General features: G+C 72.1%; 11 protein-coding genes. 2 read left to right on the forward strand and 9 right to left on the reverse strand.

The features are described from left to right. Positions 1–106: 106 nt before the first annotated feature. The 4 genes from ACFZCP_RS09735 to ACFZCP_RS09750 are packed head-to-tail and all read right to left on the reverse strand — an operon-like array spanning position 107 to position 5,271. Complete coding sequence (locus ACFZCP_RS09735) at positions 107–2,368, reverse strand: tetratricopeptide repeat protein (protein ID WP_391425679.1); 2,262 nt, start codon at positions 2,366–2,368, stop codon at positions 107–109. Continuing rightward, a complete protein-coding gene (locus ACFZCP_RS09740) occupies positions 2,365–4,056 on the reverse strand; it encodes a trypsin-like peptidase domain-containing protein (protein ID WP_391425681.1) in 1,692 nt (563 codons plus the stop codon). The genes ACFZCP_RS09735 and ACFZCP_RS09740 overlap by 4 nt, the downstream gene beginning before the upstream one ends. Before the next feature lie 55 nt (positions 4,057–4,111). Continuing rightward, entirely contained in the window at positions 4,112–4,603 is a 492-nt protein-coding gene (locus tag ACFZCP_RS09745; protein ID WP_391425683.1) for a TIGR03668 family PPOX class F420-dependent oxidoreductase, read from the reverse strand. A gap of 17 nt (positions 4,604–4,620) precedes the next feature. After that, on the reverse strand, positions 4,621–5,271 hold the full coding sequence (locus ACFZCP_RS09750) for a phosphoribosyltransferase family protein (protein ID WP_391425684.1): 651 nt from the start codon (positions 5,269–5,271) through the stop codon (positions 4,621–4,623). Between the two features lie 172 nt (positions 5,272–5,443). On the opposite strand from ACFZCP_RS09750, the gene ACFZCP_RS09755 reads away from it, so the two are divergent. Continuing rightward, a complete protein-coding gene (locus tag ACFZCP_RS09755) occupies positions 5,444–6,211 on the forward strand; it encodes a polysaccharide deacetylase family protein (RefSeq protein ID WP_391426186.1) in 768 nt (255 codons plus the stop codon). A gap of 11 nt (positions 6,212–6,222) precedes the next feature. Here the strand turns inward: ACFZCP_RS09755 and ACFZCP_RS09760 are convergent, their stop codons facing one another. Beyond that, positions 6,223–7,236 (reverse strand): DUF2278 family protein, encoded by a 1,014-nt coding sequence (locus ACFZCP_RS09760; protein WP_391426189.1) that lies wholly within the window; start codon positions 7,234–7,236, stop codon positions 6,223–6,225. A 231-nt stretch (positions 7,237–7,467) separates the two neighbouring features. Between ACFZCP_RS09760 and ACFZCP_RS09765 the strand changes: the two genes are divergently transcribed. Continuing rightward, positions 7,468–7,869 (forward strand): SRPBCC family protein, encoded by a 402-nt coding sequence (locus tag ACFZCP_RS09765; protein WP_391426190.1) that lies wholly within the window; start codon positions 7,468–7,470, stop codon positions 7,867–7,869. A gap of 274 nt (positions 7,870–8,143) precedes the next feature. On the opposite strand, the gene ACFZCP_RS09770 is transcribed toward ACFZCP_RS09765, so the two are convergent. The 4 genes from ACFZCP_RS09770 to ACFZCP_RS09785 form a co-directional block, all read right to left on the reverse strand. Next, on the reverse strand, positions 8,144–8,614 hold the full coding sequence (locus ACFZCP_RS09770) for a VOC family protein (RefSeq protein ID WP_391425686.1): 471 nt from the start codon (positions 8,612–8,614) through the stop codon (positions 8,144–8,146). A gap of 410 nt (positions 8,615–9,024) precedes the next feature. Beyond that, the gene (locus ACFZCP_RS09775) at positions 9,025–10,176 is read right to left on the reverse strand and encodes an XdhC/CoxI family protein (RefSeq protein WP_362684968.1); all 1,152 of its coding nucleotides are present in this window, start codon (positions 10,174–10,176) and stop codon (positions 9,025–9,027) included. 48 nt (positions 10,177–10,224) lie between these two features. Then, on the reverse strand, positions 10,225–11,682 hold the full coding sequence (locus tag ACFZCP_RS09780) for a solute carrier family 23 protein (RefSeq protein WP_391425688.1): 1,458 nt from the start codon (positions 11,680–11,682) through the stop codon (positions 10,225–10,227). Between the two features lie 207 nt (positions 11,683–11,889). Continuing rightward, positions 11,890–14,274: a molybdopterin cofactor-binding domain-containing protein gene (locus tag ACFZCP_RS09785; RefSeq protein ID WP_391425689.1), complete on the reverse strand. Its 2,385-nt coding sequence runs from the start codon at positions 14,272–14,274 to the stop codon at positions 11,890–11,892. Position 14,275 lies beyond the last annotated feature (1 nt).

The following is a 14,275-nucleotide window of genomic DNA, read 5'->3' on the forward strand; positions in this document are numbered from 1 at the left end:
GTGGTCCTGTGTACTGCTGGATGCTGCTGTGCACTGCTCGGGTGGTCCTGTGTACTGCTGGATGCTGCTGTGCACTGCTCGGGTGGTCCTGTGTGCTGCTGGGTGCTCAGAACGTGGTCATCGGCCGTACGGCGTGCGCGAGGTCGAGCAGCCGGCCGTGTTCGCCCGCGGTGCGCGCCTGGGCCGCAAGGTGCCGGAAGGACTGCTCCAGCAGCACGCGCAGGCTGTCCGCGGCGCCGGAGCCGAGCAGCTCACCGGCGGGGAAGTCCGGTCCCCAGCCCTGCTCGGGGCGGCCGTGCAGGGCGTTCTCGCGGACCTCGGCGACCAGCCGGGCCCGTGACTCGCCGCCTGCGGCGCCGCCGTCAAGGTGCAGTTCGGGCAGCCGCCGGTCGGCGTCCCGCAGGTCGGCCACCGACGGCGGGCTGCCGTGCAGGATGCCGGCGCGGATGCGGACGGCCGCGATACGGGCGGCGTCGTAGTGGCGGGAGGTGGCGGGGACGTCGTCGAGGACGTGTACGGCCGCGTCCCGGTCACCGGCGGCCAGGTGGCCGCGGGCCAGGCCGAACGCGGCGGCGGTGTGGGCGAAGTCCCGCGCCCACACGGCCTCGTGGAACCGCATGGCGCGGGCAGTGCGCTGCTCGCCGCCGTGCTCGGCGCAGTGGCCGAGAGCGAGCTTGGGCACGTACTCGCCGGGCAGCGCCTGGTAGACGGCCTCGAAGCAGCTGCCGGCCTCCCGCACCTCGTCCCGGCTCAGGTGCAGGACGCCCCGGTGCCAGGCGATCCGCCAGTCGTAGGCGGCGGCGCGTTCGCCGAGCTGGGTGGCGGCCTCGGCGAGCCAGCTCTCGGCCTCGTCCTGCTCGCCTCGTCTCAGGTAGGCGCGGCACAGCCACAGCGCGGTCTCGGGGGTGCCGAGGCGGGATTCGCGCGGCCACTGGCGGGCGACCCGGTCGGGGGCGTCGGGCGGGAAGGTGTCCAGCAGCAGGGCGGCGCCGTCGTCGGGGTCGGGGACCGGCTCGGGGAGGGCGCCGGCGATCTCGGCGGCCGGGGGCGGGCAGACGTCCAGACCGGCGGGGTGCTCGCCGGGGCGGCGGGTCCAGTGGTCCAGGGAGGGGATCGCGCCGAGTCCGGCGTGCAGGCCGGCCTCGGTGGCGCGGAACCGGGTGGAGCTCTCGGGCAGTTGCTCGCCGAACTGCAGCGAGCGGAACTCGCGCAGCGCCTCCCACAGTTGCCGGGACATCTCGGCGGCCGAGCGGAACCGGGCGCGGGGTTCGGCGTGGGTGGCGCGGTCGACGAGGCGGCGGAAGGAGTCGCCCGCGAGGCCGCGGGCCGGTTCGGTGCCCCGGGCCAGGGCCTGCAGGGTCATGCCGACGGTGTAGAGGTCGCTGTCGACGTGCCAGCCTCGGCTGTCGACCTCCTCCCTGGGCGGCGCGAACGTCGCGGTGTACACGTAGGCGGAGACGCGGTCGCCGATCGCGCGGACTGCGCCGAGGTCGATGACCTTGACAGCCCGCCCGAAGTGGATGACGTTGGCGGGTTTCATGTCGCAGTAGAGCAGCCCGCGTTCGTGCAGGTACTGCAGGGCGCCGAGGATCTTGCAGCCGTAGGTGAGGACGTGGTCGAGGCGGGGGCGGCCGTGGAAGATCCGCTCGGCGTCGTCGGCGTCGAAGAGCTGCTGCAGGGAGCGGCCGCCGATGTAGTCCATGACCAGGTAGCCGGTGGACGGGCCGCCGCCGGCGGCGTGTTCGGCGTAGGTGATGATGCGGACGATGTCGGGGTGGTGCAGATCGGTGAGCGAGCGGCGTTCCTCGACGGCGTTGCGGCGGGCGAGCGCGTCGTGGACGTTGATCAGCCCCTTGAGGACGACGCGGTAGCCGTCGGCGCGGGTGTCCTCGGCGAGGTGGATCCAACCGAGGCCGCCGCGGGCCAGACAGCCCAGGACCCGGTAGTGGCCGGCGACCACGTCGCCCTTGTTCAGCTGGGGCAGGAAGGAGTAGGGGGTGCCGCAGCGCGGGCAGCGGCCGGTGGCGCGGGCGCTCTGGCCGCCGTAGCCGATGCCGATGGTCATGGTGCAGCCGAGGGCTCCGCAGCGGCGGCCGCCGGTGGGCGGGCGGGGGTCCTCGACGAGCCCGCCCTCGGGGACCGGGACGTCGGGCAGCCGGACCAGTGCGTGCTGGTCGAGTTCGCCGACGCCGGCGACGGCGTGGGTGGGCTGCGGGCCGGCAGGCTCCTCGCGGCCGGGTCCGGGCGGCGGGCCGGACGGTGCGGCGGGCTGTTCGGTGCGCGGTTCCTGGTGCCGGTGCCCGCAGGTGTCGCAGTAGCCGGTGCCCATGATGCGGCCCGCGCAGCCGGGCCGGATGCACGAGGTCATGAGGCGCCCTCCTTCCCGGGTGCGGTGCCGGAGCAGAATGCGATGAACGCGTCGACGGCGCTCTCCGCCCGGTCGACGTCGCAGGGGGTCTGCCGCAGTCGGGACAGGGCGTCTTCATAGAGCCGGTAGGCCTCGATGACCGTCTCGCCCCGGCCGTCGGTCCGCTCCCTGCACAGCGGCCACTCGGCGGTGATGCGGCCGAGGAGTTCCCCGCGGCGGCGCAGCCGGGCGTCGAGGGCGGCGAGTGCCTGTTCCAGGCGCTGCCTGCGGCGCTCGGCGGCGTCCTCGAAGGTGAACATCAGGTCGGCCCGCCGGGGTTCGCGCTCGCGTTCGGGGGTGTGGGCGACCCAGGCGCGCAGCATCCGGGTGCGTCGTACGCCGGCTTCGGCCTGGTCGAGCAGGGGCCGGGAGCCGGGGTCCGGCAGGACGCGGTCGCGTCGCTCGTCGAGTGCGGGCCCCAGTTCGTCGACGATGTGGTCGAGTTCCTGGTGCAGCCGGGTCCAGCGGGTGCGCAGCGGGCTCTGCACGAAGGAGTCGGCGGCCCGGGCCGCGCGGCCGCCGCGGCGGCGGAAGACCAGGAGCAGACGGGCCCCCTGGCGGGCGAGCCGGTCCAGCATGCCGAGCAGGGCGTCGGGTTCGGCGGACTGGTCGATGCCGACCAGGACGGCGGCGAGCGGGATGCGCAGGGTGCCGAGCCGTTCGGGCCGGGGATCGCCGCGGATGCCCAGTCGCCCGGCGATCCGGTCGAGCACCTGGTCGGCCGTCATTCCCTTGACGTCCAGGGCGAGGTCGTGGCCGCCGGCCGGGGGCACGGTCTCGGGCGGGTCGTGGCTGAAGGCGCTGGTGTTCTGCTGGGTGCGCAGTTCGCGGTCGGCCAGGGTGATGGCACGGGTGAGCGTCCAGGCGCGGTGGCTGCGGGCGGGCACGACGGTGACGAGGACCGGCCAGCCCTCGCCCCGGAACCAGGAGGCGAGGTCGGTGGCGAACGGCACGTCGAGCCGGCCGGTGGCGCCCGTCGCGCCGGTGCGCAGCGCCGGGTCGACGGCTTCGGCGCCCTCGGCCCAGGCCGCGATCTGCGGCAGATGGCTCAGGATGGTCTCGGTGGGGCTCATGTAGCTGAAGACGGAGCCCGGACCCTCGTCGACGCTGAGGACGACGCCGATGACCTCGTCGGTGGCGTGGTCGACCACTCCCCCACCGCTGAAGCCGGGGGCGGCGCGTTCGTCCGGGGTCTGCGGGCGCAGTTGCACCTGGCTGTCCCGGCCGCGGGCGGCGACCAGGGTGGCGCCGTGCCAGCGGCCGCCGTCGTCGCCCTCGGGGAAGCCGTACATGCTGACCGGCCCGTGCGGCGCGGCGAGCCGGTAGAGCCGGGTGGTGTGCTCGGCGGGCAGCGGCTCGGCCAGCCGGAGCAGGGCCAGGTCGCCGCTGCGGTCGCCGAAGGCGTCCCTGCGCTGCGGTACGTGCTCGTCCGCGCCGGCGGTGGCGGCGATGCCGGGTACGCCTGCCACGCCGACGAAGTGGACGACGTAGGGCCGGCCGGGGCGCACGACATGGGCCGCGGTGAGGACCCGGTCGGGGGCGAGCAGCACCCCCGCGCCGAGGACCTGCCCGTCCGGCTCCTCGATGCGGGCGATCCAAGGTGGTGTCCGTAACCGCGACTTGACGGCTCGCTCCCCCGTGCGCGTCATGTCACCCGAGGTTACTCCGCGTGGCCTTCCGGTACTACTGGTGTGCACGGGGTTGTCACGGGGTGCCGGGGCGGTGATCGCCGTCCCGGGCGGCCCCACGGGCCTCCCATCCGGTCCACCGCCGCACCGTGACGGCGATCACCGCCCCGGCCGGCGGACGGTCCCGGTACTGCGGGTACTTCGCGCTCAGCAGTCCCACGGCGCTCTCGTACGCGTGCCGTACGGCGGGGTCGTCCGCTGCGGGCGGCAGGATGCGGGCCTCGCCGTCGACGCGGACCCACCACAGGCGGTCCCAGTTCTCGTCGTAGGCGTCCGCGAGCAGGCAGACCGGCGGGTGTGCCGCGATGTTGCGGAGCCGGGCGAGGCGGGTGGTGGTCTTGGGCTTGTGGTCGACGGCGGTCACGAGCCGGTCGGCGCCGTCGGCGGTGTGCACGGCGAAGACCACCGGCACCTGGTGGGGGCGGCCCGCCGGGCCGACGGTGGCGAGCCGGGCGACGCGGGCCGCGGTGAACCGGCGTCGTGCCTCCTCCTCGGCCAGTTCGGGCATCCTCGCTCCCCGGCCGTTCAGCGGGTGTGCAGCGCGTGGAGGACGTCGAGCACGTCGGCGTCGGTGAGCTGCTCGAATTCGTCGTACCACTGGCCGACGGCGCTGAAGGCGGCGGGCCGGTGCGGGCAGATGACCAGGTCGGCCTCGGCGGCGAGCCGGTCGAGGGAGTCGGGGGCACCGACCGGGACGGCCAGGACGATCCGGGCCGGGGCCCGGTTGCGCAGGTGGCGCAGGGCGGCGCGGGCGGTGGCGCCGGTGGCCAGGCCGTCGTCTACGACGATCACGGTACGGCCGGTCGGGTCCAGGGGCGGCCGGTCGCCGCGGTAGCGCTGCTCGCGCCGGGCCAGCTCGCGCCGTTCGCGCTCCACGACGGGGGCGAGCCGCTGCTCGGTCAGGCCCAGGTGGTCGAGGGTGTCCGGGTCGAAGAGGGGCGCGTCGCCCGGGGCGAGGGCTCCGACGGCGAACTCCTCGTGGTGCGGGGCGCCGATCTTGCGGACCACGAGGACGTCGAGCGGGGCGCCGAGGGCCCGTGCGACGGGTGCGGCGACGGCGATGCCGCCGCGGGGCAGGGCCAGGACAAGAGGGTCGGGCAGTTCACCCCGCCCGCTCAGGTCGCTCAGCAGGCCGGCCAGTACCCGTCCGGCCTCGGCACGGTCCCGGAAGCGCATGGGCTCGTCCTCTCTGCGGGGTCCTCTCCTCCCCCGTACCTCCATGGTGCTACGGCCTCCGGCCGGTCGCCGGGACATCCATGGGGCCTCGAACAGATGACCTATACACACTGTGTATAGTTCCGGCATGCCTTCTCCGACGTCGACCGGGACGAACCCGGCACCCAAGAAGATGCACCGAGGGCGCCGCAGGTTGCGTCCGGCCGTGCTCGCCGCTGCCGCCGCCTGCCTGGCGCTGACCGCCACCGGCTGTGCGCAGGTCGACACCACCGCACCCAGCTCGGTGCGCGCCGAGGCGGCGCACGGGGCACCGGCCCGGTTCGGGACCGTCGACTGCCGCGAGGCCAAGTGCATCGCGCTCACCTTCGACGCCGGGCCCAGCGAGAACTCCGCGCGGCTGCTGGACATCCTGAAGGAGAAGAAGGTCCCGGCCACCTTCTTCCTGCTCGGCAAGCGGCACATCGCGAAGTACCCGGAGCTGGTCAAGCGGATGGCGGCCGAGGGCCACGAGGTCGCGAACCACACCTGGGACCACAAGATCCTCACCCGGATCTCCGACGCCGAGATACGCGAGGAGCTCAAGCGGCCGAACGACGCGATAGAGCGGCTCATCGGGCGCAGGCCCACCCTGATGCGCCCGCCGCAGGGGCGCACCGACGCCGACGTGCACCGCATCGCCAAGGAGCAGGGCATGGCCGAGGTGCTGTGGAGCGTGACCGCGAGCGACTACGCGACCACCGACTCCGCCTTGATCAAGAAGCGGGTCCTGGAGCAGTCGTCCCGGGACGGGATCATCCTGCTCCACGACATCTACCAGGGCACCGTGCCCGCCGTACCCGGCATCATCGACGCCCTCAAGGCACGCGGATACGTCTTCGTGACGGTGCCTCAGCTGCTGGCGCCCGGCAAGGCGGAGCCGGGGAAGGTGTACCGGCCCTGACGCGCCGCGGCTCAGAACACCACGGACCAGCCCTCACGCGCGGCCTGTTCGGCGGTGTACGAGACGCCGTGCACCTTGAGGCCCGCCGCATCGAGGAGGGTGATCTCGCCGCCATGATTGCCGAGTCGGCTGCCGTCGGCGAGGGGGACGGCGCGAGAGTCGCCCGGCGCCAGGGGTGCCGCGGCGGGTACCGGCGCACCCCCGCCCTCACGGGCGACGACGCGCCAGCCGGTCAGGTCGACCGGCGCGGGCGAGGCGTTGAGGAGGGTCACGGTCTCCGCCTCGGGTGCGGGGCCCGTGGGGTTGACGAGCGCCGCCACGATCCGCACGGGCCGCGTGCCGGGCTCGGGCCGGGTGCCGTCGACCCCGCCGAGGGGGCGGCCGGTGGTGTCGTCGGTGTGCCAGGACTGGCTCTGGAAGGCGAGGAAGATCCCGACCCAGCGGGACTGGCCGGGGAAGTGCAGCAGCAGCCCGCCGTCCTGCCAGACCCCGTCGTCGCCGATGAAGCGCCCGCTGTTGCCCTGGTTCATGTGGATGTCGTGGACCCCGTTGCCGGGCAGGAACCCGAACACCTTGTCCTTGACGTGCGGTTCGGGGCCGAAGCGGGCGCCGAAGAGGTGCAGGCGTGCGTCCGCGTCGTCCACCGCGCGCCGCACATAGTGGTCGAGGAGGTCCGCGAGATCGTTGTCGGGGCCCACGACGTCCGGCGGCAGCGTGCGCAGGCCGGCCGGATCGAAGAGGTTGCCACGCACGAAGTCGAGGTTCGGGCCGCCTGGACCGGGCAGCAGCGGGTTCCAGCCGCTGGACAGCTCCTCCAGGCGGCCGGTCACCGGGTGCCGGAAGTCGTCGGCGACCAGGTAGAGCAGGTCGGCGGGTGCCTGCTGGGAGAGCACATTGACCGCGGCGCGGTAGTGCGTTCCGTGGTCGTCGGTGAGGTGGATCTGGTAATGCGGGGTTTCCTGCGCGCCCTCGCGCCGGGTACCGATGGCCCGGGCCGTCAGGACGCCGTAGGTCTTCAGTGGCATGTTGATCAACTCCCCCTGCGGGCGGGCGAATTGTCCGCCCATGGCAGGAAAGGTAAAGGGGCGACCGTCGTTCCTCCGCCTGGCGCACCGAGTGTTTCCGGATACGACTTCTCACGGACGTCCGGCTGCACCGAGTGGGTGATCCCGGGGCGAAGGCGCAGGTGACCGGCGCCCATTCCCTACGATCGTGCCGTGCCCACCTTCTCTTTCGAACGCACGGCCCCGCTTCCTATGGAAGAGGCGTGGCGTCGGCTCACGGAGTGGCCCCGCCACGGTGCCGTGGTTCCGCTGACCCGGGTCACCGTGATCACTCCTGCGCCGACCCGGGAGGGCACGCGCTTCGTGGCCCGTTCGGGCCTCGGCCCCCTTGCCTTCAACGATCCCATGGAAGTCACCATCTGGCATCCGCCGCTGGACGGCGAGCCCGGGCTGTGCCGGTTGGAGAAACGCGGCCGGATCGTCCTCGGCTGGGCCGAGATCGAGGTCGGGCCGGGGCCCGGCGGACGTACGCGGGTGGTGTGGCGGGAGGAGCTGCGCATCCGCTTCCTGCCGCGCCTGCTCGACGGCGTTTTGGAGGGCACGGCCCGCACGGTGTTCGGACGGGCGGTGAACCGCCTGCTCAGGCAGGCGTGATGGCCTCCGGAGCCGTGTGCGCAGGTTCGCATCCTGACAGGGTTCACGATCGCCCACGTCATGGTGCGGTCCCCTTCGCGGTACTGGGACGAACGCAGGTGAACGGCCCTGCCACGAGGCGTCGGGACCCATCAGCAGACCTGGTGGGCGAGTGGTACGTCGTGGTCGCGGACAAGGCCTACGACCACGACTACCTGCCCGATGACTTTGCCGAAGCGGCTCGCCGCTGCCCGTGCCGCGCGACGACGGCGCACGTGCGGAACGCGGTGGCGGGTCAGGCCGGGGCGTCGGTGTCCTGCCCGGAGGCCGCGAACGCCTCGGGGCCCTGCTCCACCGCCGCCGGGTCCATCCACATGACCTGCCAGCCGTGGCCGTCGAGGTCGAAGAAGCTGCGCGAGTACATGAAGCCGTGGTCCTCGGCGCCGTCCGCCTCGGAGCCGCCCGCCGCGAGTGCAGCGGCGCTGACAGCATCGACCTCATCGCGGGATGACACGCTGAAGCAGTACAGCGCCAGCGTGTGCGTGGTGGGATCGGCCATCGGCAGTTTCGCGAACTCCGCGAACTTCTCGCGGCCGAGCAGCATGACGAAGGCATGCTCGCCGACCAGCATGCAGGCGGCGGTCTCGTCGGTGAACATCGGGTTGAAGCTGAATCCGAGCTTGGCGAAGAACGCCTTGCTGCGCTCGAGGTCTGCCACGGGGATGTTCACGAACAGCATGCGGCCGGGGTGGGCGGGATGGGTCATGGTGGGTCTCCAGTCGGTGGCTCGATGGCGAACGTTCTGGTAGACCGGCACGGTCGGCGGAACTCATCGGTGGATCTCGGCCCACTCGCTGCCCAGTTCTTCTACGTCCTCGGGCGGCTCACAGCAGGCGCCCACGGGTGCCACCGCCCGATGCAACGACGGTACATGGACCCGACGTCCAGTGGCCGGTCAACGGTTGTGAAGCCGGATACACGACCGGGAAGCGCCACATCGTGGGCCACCCTGTTTCAGGACAGGGCGCGGCCTCATTCCCGCAAGTGGAATGGGGAGGAAGTCGTCGGTTGGCTACCCAAAGAAAATTGCACAAGGATGTGATCAATCATCCTCGTGCAACACCCTTCGAGCTGCCGCTCTCTGCATTCCCCACCTGCGTTCCGGGGCCCCGGCCCTCAGGCCACCGACCCGATCAGCCCCGCCGGACGCGAGGCCGGGTCGTGGTGGATCGGGGTGTGGGCACCGGTGAGGGCCACCCCGCTGCCGCCGCGCCGGTTCGCGACGATCTCCGCGGCGATCGACAGCGCCGTCTCCTCCGGCGTACGGGCGCCGAGGTCGAGGCCGATCGGGGACCGCAGTCGGGCCAGTTCGAGTTCGCCGAGCCCGACCGCGCGCAGGCGGTCGTTGCGGTCGAGGTGGGTGCGGCGGGAGCCCATCGCCCCGACGTAGGCGACCGGCAGGCGCAGGGCCAGCTGGAGGAGCGGCACGTCGAACTTGGCGTCGTGGGTGAGGACGCACAGGACCGTTCGGCCGTCGACCTCGGTGCGCTCCAGGTAGGTGTGGGGCCACTCGACGACGATCTCGTCGGCCTCGGGAAAGCGGGTGCGGGTGGCGAACACCGGACGGGCGTCGCACACCGTGACGTGGTAGCCCAGGAACTTGCCGACCCGCACCAGGGCCGAGGCGAAGTCGATCGCACCGAAGACGATCATCCGGGGAGCGGGGACGGAGGACTCCACCAGGACGGTGAGCGGCGCGCCGCAGCGCGAGCCCTGCTCGCCGATCTCCAGGGTGCCGGTGCGGCCCGCGTCCAGGAAGGCGCCGGCCTCGGCGGCCACCGTGCGGTCCAGCTCCGGGTGGGCGCCGAAGCCGCCCTCGTGGGAGCCGTCGGGCCGCACGAGCAGAGCCCGGCCCATCAGCTCGGACGGTCCCGTCACGACCCGCGCGACCGCCGCCGCCTCCCCACGCGCGGCGGCGGCCAGCGCGGCCGCGACCACCGGCCGGGCGGGACCGTCCGCCCGGACCGGCGTGACGAGGATGTCGATGATGCCGCCACAGGTCAGGCCGACGGCGAAGGCATCCTCGTCGCTGTACCCGAAGCGCTCCAGGACGGTCTCGCCGTCCTCCAGCGCCTGTCGGCACAGCTCGTACACGGCACCTTCCACACACCCGCCGGAGACCGAGCCGATGGCCGTGCCGTCGGCGTCCACCGCGAGGGCGGCGCCGGGCTGGCGCGGGGCGCTGCCGCCGACGGCCACCACGGTGGCCACGGCGAAGTCACGGCCCTGCTCGACCCACCGGTTGAGCTCTTCGGCGATGTCCAGCATCTCTCGGTCTCCTAACGGGGTGGTGGGGAAGGGGGTTCGGCGCGGCGGCTAGTGCACGCCGAGCCAGCCCTCGATGGGATGGAGCGCGAAGTACACCAGGAAGATGACCGTGAGCCCCCACATGAAGGCCCCGATCTCGCGGGCCTTGCCCTGGGCGGTCTTGATGGCCACGTAGGAGATGACGCCCGCGGCGACACCGGAGGTGATGGTGTACGTGAACGGCATCAGGACGACGGTCAGGAAGACCGGGACGGCGGTCGCCCGGTCGGCCCAGTCCACGTGCCGGGCGTTCATCAGCATCATGGCGCCGATGACGACCAGGGCGGCGGAGGCGACCTCCTGGGGGACGATCGCGGTGACCGGGGTGAAGAACAGACAGGCCGCGAAGAACAGACCGGTGACGACCGAGGCGAGACCGGTACGGGCGCCCTCGCCGACGCCCGTCGCCGACTCGATGAAGACGGTCTGGCCGGAGCCGCCCGCCACGCCGCCGATCGCACCGCCGGCACCGTCGATGAACAGCGCCTTGGACAGGCCCGGCATGCGGCCCTTGTCGTCGGCCAGTTCGGCCTCGGTGCCGACGCCGATGATGGTGGCCATCGCGTCGAAGAAGCCGGCGAGCACCAGGGTGAAGACGATCATGCCGACGGTCATCGCGCCGACCTTGCCCCAGCCGCCGAACTCGACGTGGCCGAAGAGCGAGAAGTCGGGCATCGAGACCGCGCCGCCGTGCAGTTCGGGGGCGCCGTTCGCCCACTGCTTGGGGTCGATGACGCCGGTGGCGTTGAGGACCGCGGCGACGACGGTGCCGGAGATGATGCCGATGAGGATGGCGCCGGGGATGTTCCGGGCCTGGAGCATGAAGATCAGCAGAAGGGTGCCGGCGAAGAGCAGCACCGGCCAGCCGGTGAGCTGGCCCGCGGGGCCGAGGCTGACCGGGGTGGCCTTGCCCTGGTGCACGAAGCCGGACTTGTAGAAACCGATGAGGGCGATGAACAGACCGATGCCCATGGTGATGCCGTGCTTGAGCGCGAGCGGGATCGCGTTCATGATCATCTCGCGCAGGCCGGTGACGACCAGCAGCATGATGACGACGCCGTACATCACGCACATGCCCATGGCCTGCGGCCAGGTCATCTGCGGGGCGACTTGCGAGGACAGCACGCCGGAGACGGAGAGGCCGGCGGCGAGGGCCAGTGGCACCTTGCCGACGAAGCCCATCAGAAGTGTGGTGAAGGCGGCCGCGAACGCGGTCGCGGTGATCAGGGCCTTCTGGCCCATCGTGTCCCCCGCCGCGTCCTTGCCGGACAGGATGAGGGGGTTGAGCAGGAGGATGTAGGCCATCGCCATGAAGGTGGTGATGCCGCCGCGGACCTCTCGCGAGACCGACGATCCTCTTCTGGATATGTGGAAGTACCGGTCGAGCCAGGACCGCCCTGCCGGGACGCGACTGCCATCGCCCGCGTCGTCGGCTGCGGTCCTGGGCTCCACTGACTGCTGGGTCATGGTGCCATCTCCCAAGGTTCACAGGGGCACCCGTGCAACCGCCCTGACGGTCACGGGATTTGGGAATGGACGACCCGGGGGACGGCCCGAGACGAACGAATTTCCTGGTACTTCAAGGACCGCGAGCGGAGCGGAACTCAAAGGGGTTCCTCCGGGCGGCGCGGCGGAGTGTGTGACGTTCCCTGCGCCGCCCGGAGAGCTGGGGTGTTACGCGGTCCCCGTCAGGTGCTCGGGCCGCACCGGAGTGCGGTTGAGCTCCAGCCCGGTCGCGTTCCGGATCGCCGCGAGGACGGCCGGGGTGGACGACAGGGTCGGGGCTTCGCCGATGCCGCGCAGCCCGTACGGGGCGTGGTCGTCGGCGAGTTCGAGGATGTCGACCGGGATGGTCGGCGTGTCGAGGATGGTCGGGATGAGGTAGTCCGTGAAGGAGGGGTTCCTGACCTTCGCGGTCTTCGGGTCGACGATGATCTCCTCCATCACCGCCACGCCCAGGCCCTGGGTCGTACCGCCCTGGATCTGGCCGATGACGGAGAGCGGGTTGAGCGCCTTGCCGACGTCCTGGGCGCAGGCCAGCTCGATGACCTTGACCAGGCCGAGTTCGGTGTCGACCTCGACGACCGCGCGGTGCGCGGCGAAGGAGTACTGGACGTGTCCGTTGCCCTGGCCGGTGTGCAGGTGGAAGGCCTCGGTGGGCCGGTGCCGCCACTCCGCCTCGATCTCGACGCTCTCGCCCTCCAGGACGTCGGCCAGGTCGCCGAGGACCTCGCCGCCGTCGGTGACGACCTTGCCGCCCTCCAGCAGGAGTTCGGCGGTGGCCCAGGCGGGGTGGTAGGTGCCGAACTTGCGGCGGCCGATCTCCAGGACCTTCTCGCGGACGAGTTCGCAGGTGTGCTTCACGGCGCCGCCGGTGACGTACGTCTGCCGGGAGGCCGAGGTCGAACCGGCGCTGCCCACCTGGGTGTCGGCCGGGTGGATGGTCACCTGGGTGACGCCCAGCTCGGTGCGGGCGATCTGCGCGTGGACGGTGACACCGCCCTGGCCGACCTCCGCCATCGCGGTGTGCACGGTGGCGACCGGCTCGCCGCCGACGACCTCCATGCGCACCTTGGCGGTGGAGTAGTCGTCGAAGCCCTCGGAGAAGCCGACGTTCTTGATGCCGACCGCGTAGCCCACACCGCGTACGACGCCCTCGCCATGCGTGGTGTTGGACAGACCGCCGGGCAGCTGCCGAACGTCGGCGCCCTCGCTGGACTCCCACTGGCGCTCGGGCGGCATCGGCATCGCCTTGATGCGGCGCAGCAGTTCGGCGACCGGGGCCGGGGAGTCGACCGGCTGCCCGGTCGGCATGATGGTCCCCTGCTCCATGGCGTTCAGCTGCCGGAACTCCACCGGGTCCATGCCGAGCTTCTTCGCCAGCTTGTCCATCTGGGCCTCGTAGGCGAAGCACGCCTGGACCGCGCCGAAGCCGCGCATGGCGCCGCAGGGCGGGTTGTTGGTGTAGAGGGCGATGGCCTCGATGTCGACGTCCTCGACGACGTACGGGCCGACGGCCAGCGAGGACGCGTTGCCGACGACCGCCGGGGAGGCGGACGCGTAGGCGCCGCCGTCCAGGACGATCCGGCACTTCAGGTGCGTGAGCTTGCCGTCCTTGGTGGCACCGTGCTCGTAGTACAGCTTCGCCGGGTGGCGGTGGACGTGCCCGAAGAACGACTCGAACCGGTTGTAGACGATCTTGACGGGCTTGCCGGTGCGCAGCGCCAGCAGGCAGGCGTGGATCTGCATCGACAGGTCCTCGCGGCCGCCGAACGCGCCGCCGACGCCGGCCAGCGTCATGCGCACCTTGTCCTCGGGCAGGCCGAGGACCGGGGCGATCTGCTTGAGGTCCGAGTGCAGCCACTGGGTGGCGATGTAGAGGTGGACGCCGCCGTCCTCCTCGGGCACGGCGAGGCCGGACTCGGGGCCGAGGAAGGCCTGGTCCTGCATGCCGAAGGTGTACTCGCCCCGGACGATCACGTCCGCCCGCTTCGCGGCCTCGTCCGCGTCGCCGCGGACGATGGGCTGGCGGTGCACGATGTTCGGGTGCGGGACGTGGCCGATGTGGTGGTCGTCGCGGCCCTCGTGGACGAGGATCGCGTCCGGCGCGGTGGCGGAGGCCTCGTCGGTGATGACGGGCAGTTCCCGGTACTCCACCTTGATCTTGGCGGCGGCGCGGCGGGCCGTCTCCGGGTGGTCGGCGGCGACGATCGCGACCGGCTCGCCGTGGTGGCGCACCTTGCCGTGGGCGAGGACCGGGGTGTCCTGGATCTCCAGGCCGTAGTTCTTCACCTCGGTGGGCAGGTCGTCGTAGGTCAGGACCGCGTAGACGCCGGGCGTGGCCAGGGCCTCGCCGGTGTCGATGGAGACGATCTCGGCGTGCGCGACGGTGGAGCGCAGGATCTGGCCCCAGAGCATGTCCTCGTGCCACATGTCGGACGAGTACGCGAACTCGCCAGTGACCTTGAGGGTGCCGTCCGGGCGGAGCGTGGACTCGCCGATGCCGCCCTTGGTCTGTGAGCCCTGCGTGATCTTCGTAGGAGCGCCGTTGGCCGGCATG

The organism is Streptomyces sp. NPDC007971 (assembly GCF_042958635.1).
GTDB lineage: Bacteria > Actinomycetota > Actinomycetes > Streptomycetales > Streptomycetaceae > Streptomyces.

Excerpts from the sequence above, each read along its gene's own strand:
- ACFZCP_RS09735 (WP_391425679.1), bottom strand. The coding sequence starts at position 2,368 with ATGACCTCGTGCATCCGGCCCGGCTGCGCGGGCCGCATCATGGGCACC.
- ACFZCP_RS09780 (WP_391425688.1), bottom strand. The coding sequence starts at position 11,682 with ATGACCCAGCAGTCAGTGGAGCCCAGGACCGCAGCCGACGACGCGGGC.
- ACFZCP_RS09775 (WP_362684968.1), bottom strand. The coding sequence starts at position 10,176 with ATGCTGGACATCGCCGAAGAGCTCAACCGGTGGGTCGAGCAGGGCCGT.
- ACFZCP_RS09755 (WP_391426186.1), top strand. The coding sequence starts at position 5,444 with ATGCACCGAGGGCGCCGCAGGTTGCGTCCGGCCGTGCTCGCCGCTGCC.
- ACFZCP_RS09750 (WP_391425684.1), bottom strand. The coding sequence starts at position 5,271 with ATGCGCTTCCGGGACCGTGCCGAGGCCGGACGGGTACTGGCCGGCCTG.
- ACFZCP_RS09745 (WP_391425683.1), bottom strand. The coding sequence starts at position 4,603 with ATGCCCGAACTGGCCGAGGAGGAGGCACGACGCCGGTTCACCGCGGCC.
- ACFZCP_RS09785 (WP_391425689.1), bottom strand. The coding sequence starts at position 14,274 with ATGCCGGCCAACGGCGCTCCTACGAAGATCACGCAGGGCTCACAGACC.
- ACFZCP_RS09765 (WP_391426190.1), top strand. The coding sequence starts at position 7,468 with ATGGAAGAGGCGTGGCGTCGGCTCACGGAGTGGCCCCGCCACGGTGCC.
- ACFZCP_RS09770 (WP_391425686.1), bottom strand. The coding sequence starts at position 8,614 with ATGACCCATCCCGCCCACCCCGGCCGCATGCTGTTCGTGAACATCCCC.
- ACFZCP_RS09760 (WP_391426189.1), bottom strand. The coding sequence starts at position 7,236 with ATGCCACTGAAGACCTACGGCGTCCTGACGGCCCGGGCCATCGGTACC.
- ACFZCP_RS09740 (WP_391425681.1), bottom strand. The coding sequence starts at position 4,056 with ATGACGCGCACGGGGGAGCGAGCCGTCAAGTCGCGGTTACGGACACCA.